The organism is Achromobacter sp. 2789STDY5608621 (assembly GCF_001299375.1).
In the GTDB taxonomy this organism is placed as follows: Bacteria; Pseudomonadota; Gammaproteobacteria; order Burkholderiales; family Burkholderiaceae_B; genus Achromobacter; species Achromobacter insuavis.
Genome location: NZ_CYTU01000019.1, coordinates 20991 through 27165 on the forward strand (window position 1 = coordinate 20991; position 6175 = coordinate 27165).

Below are 6175 nucleotides of genomic sequence, written 5' to 3' on the forward strand. Positions count from 1 at the left end.
CCCGTCTCAGGCCGCGGCCTTCTTGCGCGACTTCGGCATGTCGATGAAGATCTCGCTGCCCTGCGGCTTGCGGCCGAACAGCGTGCCTTCCGAGACGCCGCCCGAGCAGCCGTTGCCGAAGGTGAAGCCGCAGCTGCCCTTCTCGTTGAAGCTGTCCTCGACGATCTCCTTGTGGCTGCTGGGCACCACGAAGCGGTCCTCGTAGTCGGCAATCGCCATGATGCGGTACATGTCCTGCACGGTCGCTTCCGACAGGCCGACCTGATCCAGCAAGGCCGTATCGCGCTCGCCGTGCACGGTCTCGGCGCGCTTGTAGGCGCGCATCGCCAGCATCCGTTCGAGCGCCTGCAACACGGGGGCTTCCTTGCCCGCCGTCAGCAGGTTGGCCAGATAGCGCACCGGGATGCGCAGGCTGGCCACGTCCGGGATCATGGCGCTGGTGCCGAGCGTGCGCTGCGGCATCTTGCCAGCCTCGGCCGCGGTCTGGATCGGCGACAGCGGCGGGATGTACCAGACCATCGGCAGCGTGCGGTATTCCGGATGCAGCGGGAAGGCGACGCGCCACTCCACCGCCATCTTGTAGACCGGCGACTGGCGCGCGGCTTCCAGCCAGGATTCCGGGATGCCCTGCTCGCGCGCGGCGGCGATCACCTCGGGCGCATGCGGGTCCAGGAACAGGTCCAGCTGCGACTCGTACAGATCCTGTTCGTTGCCGACGGCGGCGGCGCGCTCGATCTGGTCGGCGTCGTACAGCATCACGCCCAGGTAGCGGATGCGGCCGACGCAGGTCTCCGAGCACACGGTCGGCTGGCCGGCCTCGATGCGCGGGTAGCAGAAGGTGCACTTCTCGGCCTTGCCGCTGTGCCAGTTGTAGTAGATCTTCTTGTACGGGCAGCCCGAGATGCACATGCGCCAGCCGCGGCACTTGTCCTGATCGACCAGCACGATGCCGTCGTCCTCGCGCTTGTAGATCGAGCCCGACGGGCAGCTGGCGACACAGGCCGGGTTCAGGCAGTGTTCGCACAGGCGCGGCAGGTACATCATGAAGGTATTCTCGAAGGTCGAGTACATCTCCTTCTGCACGCCCTCGAACAAGGCGTCGCGGCTGCGCGCGGCGAATTCGCCGCCCAGGTCGTCCTCCCAGTTCGGGCCCCAGACGATCTTGTCCATCTTCTTGCCGGTCAGCACCGACACCGGGCGCGCGGTGGGCGGCGTCTGCGACAGCGGCGCGTTCTTCAGGTGCTCGTAATCGAAGGTGAACGGCTCGTAGTAGTCGTCGATCTGCGGCAGGTTCGGGTTGGCGAACAGGTTGGCCAGGATGCGCAGCTTGCCGCCCTGGCGCGGTTCCAGCTTGCCCGCCGCCGTGCGGCGCCAGCCGCCCTTCCACTTCTCCTGGTTCTCCCATTCCTTGGGATAGCCGATGCCGGGCTTGGTCTCGACGTTGTTGAACCAGGCGTACTCGACGCCGTCGCGGCTGGTCCAGACGTTCTTGCAGGTGACCGAGCAAGTGTGGCAGCCGATGCACTTGTCCAGATTCAGCACCATGCCGATTTGGGCGCGTATCCTCATGATTGCTTCTCTTCCTGTTGCGTTTGGGCGGCGGGATCCTCGACCAGCGGGCCTTCCAGCCAGTCCACCTTCTTCATCTTGCGCAGCACCACGAATTCGTCGCGGTTGGCGCCCACGGTGCCGTAATAGTTGAAGCCGTAGGCCTGCTGCGCGTAGCCGCCGATCATGTGGGTCGGCTTGAGCACGGTGCGCGTCACCGAGTTGTGGATGCCGCCGCGCTTGCCGCTGGTCTCCGCGCCCGGCACGTTCACGATCTTTTCCTGGGCGTGGTACATCAGGCACATGCCGACCGGCACGCGCTGGCTCACCACCACCCGCGCGGTCAGCGTGCCGTTGACGTTGAACACCTCGACCCAGTCGTTGTCGACCAGCCCGGCCTGCTTGGCCTCGGCCTCGGAGATCCACACGTGGGGACCGCCGCGGCTCAAGGTCAGCATGCGCAGGTTGTCGGAATAGGTGCTGTGGATGCCCCACTTCTGGTGCGGCGTCAGCCAGTTCAGCACCAGTTCCTTCTCGCCATTGGGATAGCGGCCCAGCATCGGCGCCACGGTCTTGGTGTCGATCGCCGGCTTGTAGACGCACGAGCCCTCGCCGAAGTCCAGCATCCAGCGGTGGTCCTGGTAGAACTGCTGGCGGCCGGTCAGGGTGCGCCACGGGATCAGCTCGTGCACGTTGGTGTAGCCGGCGTTGTAGCTGACCTCTTCGCTTTCCAGGCCCGACCAGGTCGGCGCCGAGATGATCTTGCGCGGTTGCGCCTGGATGTCGCGGAAGCGGATCTTGTCGTGCTCGCGGCCCACCGCCAGGTGGGTGTGGTCGCGGCCGGTGATCTTGCCCAGCGCTTCCCAGGCCTTGACCGACACGTGGCCATTGGTCTCGGGCGCGAAGGTCAGGATCATTTCGGCGGCGTCGATGGCGCTGTCCAGCCGCGGCCGGCCCTGGCTCACGCCGGCTTCGGCCACGCGCTCGTTGATGCCGGCCAGCTCGCCCACTTCATGCTCGGTGTTCCAGTTGATGCCCTTGCCGCCGTTGCCCAGCTTGTCCAGCAGCGGACCGACCGAGGTGAACTTGCGGTAGATGTCGTTGTAGTCGCGCTCGACCACGGTCATGTTGGGCGCGGTCTTGCCCGGCACCAGGTCGCATTCGCCCAGCATCCAGTCCTTGGGTTCGAAGGCCTGCCCCAGTTCCCCCGGGGTGTCATGCATCAGCGGCGTCAGCACCAGGTCGCGGCGCTTGCCCAGGTAGGGGCCGCCGATCTCGCTGAACTTCTTGGCCAGCAGCTTGTAGATCTCCCAGTCGGTCTTGCTTTCCCAGAGCGGCTGCACGGCTTCGCTCAGCGGGTGGATGAAGGGGTGCATGTCGGACGTGTTGAGGTCGTCCTTCTCGTACCAGGTGGCCGTCGGCAGCACGATGTCGCCGTACAGGCAGGTGGTGCTCATGCGGAAGTCCAGCACCGTCAGCAGGTCGAGCTTGCCCTCGGCCGCGTCTTCCTGGTAGGTGACCTCGACCGGCTTGATGGCGTCGGCCTCGTCGCCGAACACGGCGTTCTGCGTGCCCAGCAGGTACTTCAGGAAATACTCGTGGCCCTTGCCGCTGGAGCCCAGGATGTTGGAGCGCCACACGAACATGTTGCGCGGGAAGTTGGCGGGATCGTCCGGGTCTTCGCAGGACATGCGCAGTTCGCCGGACTTGAGTTGTTCGACGGCGTGGGCCACCGGGTCCTTGCCGGCGGCTTCGGCCTGCGCGGTCAGGTCCAGCGGATTGGTGCGCAGCTGCGGCGCCGACGGCAGCCAGCCCATGCGCTCGGCGCGGGCGTTCAGGTCGATCATGCTGAGGTCGCCATAGCGGCCGCGGTCGGCGGTCGGCCCCAGCACTTCCTGCACGTTCAGCTTTTCATGGCGCCACTGGCTGGTATGGGCGTAGAAGAACGAGGTGCCGTTCATCTGGCGCGGCGGGCGCACCCAGTCGGACGCGAACGCCAGCGGCGCCCAGCCGAACTGCGGGCGCAGCTTTTCCTGGCCCACATAGTGGGCCCAGCCGCCGCCGCTCTTGCCGACGCAGCCGCACATCATCAGCATGTTGATGATGCCGCGGTAGATCATGTCCATGTGGTACCAGTGGTTCAGGCCGGCGCCGACGATGACCATCGACTTGCCCTCGGTATCGTGGGCGTTCTGGGCGAACTCGCGCGCCACCTGGATCACCTGCGCGCGCGGCACGCCGGTGTGCTTTTCCTGCCAGGCCGGGGTGTAGGGCACGTCGTCGTCATAGGACGTGGCCACGTTGCCGCCGCCCAGGCCGCGATCCAGGCCGTAGTTGGCCATCTGCAGGTCGTACACCGTGGCCGCCAGGGCCTCGCTGCCATCGGCCAGGCGGATGCGGCGCACCGGCACATTGCGCACCAGCAGTTCGTCGTGCTCGGCGCCGAAGTACGGGAAACCCACGCCGACCACGGCGTCGGCGCCGTCCGCCAGGCTCAGGCGCGGCTCGATGGCGCGGCCGCTGCCGCCGTCGCGCGCTTCCAGGTTCCAGCGGCCGACCTTCTCGCCGCCGTTGACCGCGCCCTCGCCCCAGCGAAAGCCGATGCTGCCGTTGGGCGCCACCAGGTCGCCGCTGGTTTCGTCGAACACCAGCGTCTTCCAGTCGGGGTTGTTCTGCTCGCCCAGCGCGCCGTCCAGCTGCGAGGCGCGCAGGAAGTGATCGGGCGCATGGAAGCCGTCGCGCTCCTTGAGCAGCACCAGCATCGGCATGTCGGTGTAGCGGCGCACGTAGTCGCGGAAATAGGCCGAGGCGCCCGACAGGTGGAATTCCTTGAGGATGACGTGGCCCATGGCCATCGCCAGCGCGGCGTCGGTGCCCTGCTTGGGCGCCAGCCAGATGTCGCCGAACTTGACCATTTCGCCGAAGTCGCTGGACACCGCCACCGTCTTGGTGCCCTTGTAGCGGACCTCGGTGTAGAAGTGGGCGTCGGGCGTGCGGGTCTGCGGCACGTTCGAGCCCCACACCATCAGGTAGGTCGAGTTGTACCAGTCGGCCGATTCCGGCACGTCGGTCTGCTCGCCCCAGATCTGCGGACTGGCCGGCGGCAGGTCGCAATACCAGTCATAGAAGCTCAGGCAGGCGCCGCCCAGCAGGCTCAGGTAGCGGGCGCCGGCGGCATAGCTGACCATCGACATGGCGGGAATCGGCGAAAAGCCGATGACGCGGTCGGGGCCGAACTTCTTGATCGTCAGGGCGTTGGCCGCGGCGATCATTTCCATCGCCGTGTCCCAGTCCGTGCGCACGAAGCCGCCCAGGCCGCGCACCGACTTGTAGCGCTTGGCGCGGGCCGGGTCCTGGCTGATCCATTCCCAGGCCGCGATCGGGTCCATGGTCTTGCGCGCCTCGCGCCACATTTCCATCAGGCGGCCGCGCATCATCGGGTATTTCACGCGCTGCGCCGAATAGACGTACCAGCTGTAGGACGCGCCACGGGGACAGCCGCGCGGCTCGTGGTTGGGCAGGTCGGGCCGCGTGCGCGGGTAGTCGGTCTGCTGGGTCTCCCAGGTGATCAGGCCGTTCTTGACGTAGACCTTCCACGAGCACGAGCCGGTGCAGTTGACCCCATGGGTCGAGCGCACCACCTTGTCGTGCTGCCAGCGGGCGCGATAGGCGTTTTCCCACTTGCGGTCCTCGTTGACCACTTCGCCGTGACCGTCCGCGTAGGTGGATTTCACCCGCGACATGAACTTCAACCGGTCCAGAAAATGACTCATTGCGTTTCTCCAAGAGCGCCGGCCCGGCCGGCGCGTACTGCAATCTGTGCTGTCAGAACCACTTTAGGCGTCGCCCGCCCGGCCGACCATTCGCCGGTGGCACAGGGCGGGCGCGGCAGAGTGACTAGTCACCCCGGCCAACCCCGCCCTCAGCAGGGCACGGGCGCGTTGCGGCGCGCGTAGAACCACCACGTGATCAGCACGCAGGTGGCGTAAAAGCCGATGAAGCAATACAGGGCCGCCTGGGCGCTGCCGGTCAGCTCCAGCGAGGTGCCGAAGCTGCGCGGGATGAAAAAGCCGCCATAGGCGCCGATCGCGCCGGAAAAGCCCAGCACCGCGGCCGATTCGCGCGCCGCGTCGGTCAGCGCCTGCTTCTGCGCGGCCTCGCCCTTGCCTTGCGCGGCCTGGGTGCGCTCGCGCAGGAAGATCACCGGGATCATGCGGAAGGTCGAGCCGTTGCCCACGCCGGTCAGCGCGAACAGCACGATGAACATGGCCAGGAAGCCGTTGAAGTCGCCGCCCTGCCCGTTCAGCGGCAGGAACATCACCACGCCCAGCACCGCGGCAATCATGCCGATGAAGGTGAACAGCGTGACGCGCGCCCCGCCCAGCTTGTCCGAGACCCAGCCGCCCACCGGCCGCGTCAGCGAGCCGACCAGCGGGCCCAGGAAGGCGTAGGTGGTCGGGTCGACCTGCGGGAACAGCGTCTTGGTCAGCATGGCGAAGCCGGCCGAGAAACCGATGAACGAGCCGAAGGTGCCCACGTACAGCCAGCACATCAGCCAGTTGTGCTTGCGCTTGAAGATCACCGCCTGGTCGGCGAACGAGGCGCGCGCGTCGGCGATGTCGTTCAT

Annotated in this window: 2 protein-coding genes and 1 pseudogene; all 3 read right to left on the reverse strand. The window is 66.8% G+C overall.

Annotated features, from left to right (window positions below):
* Positions 1-6: 6 nt before the first annotated feature.
* Positions 7-1569, reverse strand: coding sequence for a nitrate reductase subunit beta (gene narH / locus AOZ53_RS18340; RefSeq protein ID WP_054430597.1), 1563 nt, complete (start codon positions 1567-1569; stop codon positions 7-9).
* Positions 1566-5321 (reverse strand): nitrate reductase subunit alpha, encoded by a 3756-nt coding sequence (locus AOZ53_RS18345; RefSeq protein ID WP_054488801.1) that lies wholly within the window; start codon positions 5319-5321, stop codon positions 1566-1568. The genes narH and AOZ53_RS18345 overlap by 4 nt, the downstream gene beginning before the upstream one ends.
* Positions 5322-5470: 149 nt before the next feature.
* Positions 5471-6175: pseudogene (locus tag AOZ53_RS18350) on the reverse strand (nitrate/nitrite transporter); the annotation flags it as partial.

Bases quoted from the DNA above. Each gene is read 5' to 3' on its own strand.
- AOZ53_RS18345 (WP_054488801.1), bottom strand. From the start codon at position 5,321: ATGAGTCATTTTCTGGACCGGTTGAAGTTCATGTCGCGGGTGAAATCC.
- narH (WP_054430597.1), bottom strand. From the start codon at position 1,569: ATGAGGATACGCGCCCAAATCGGCATGGTGCTGAATCTGGACAAGTGC.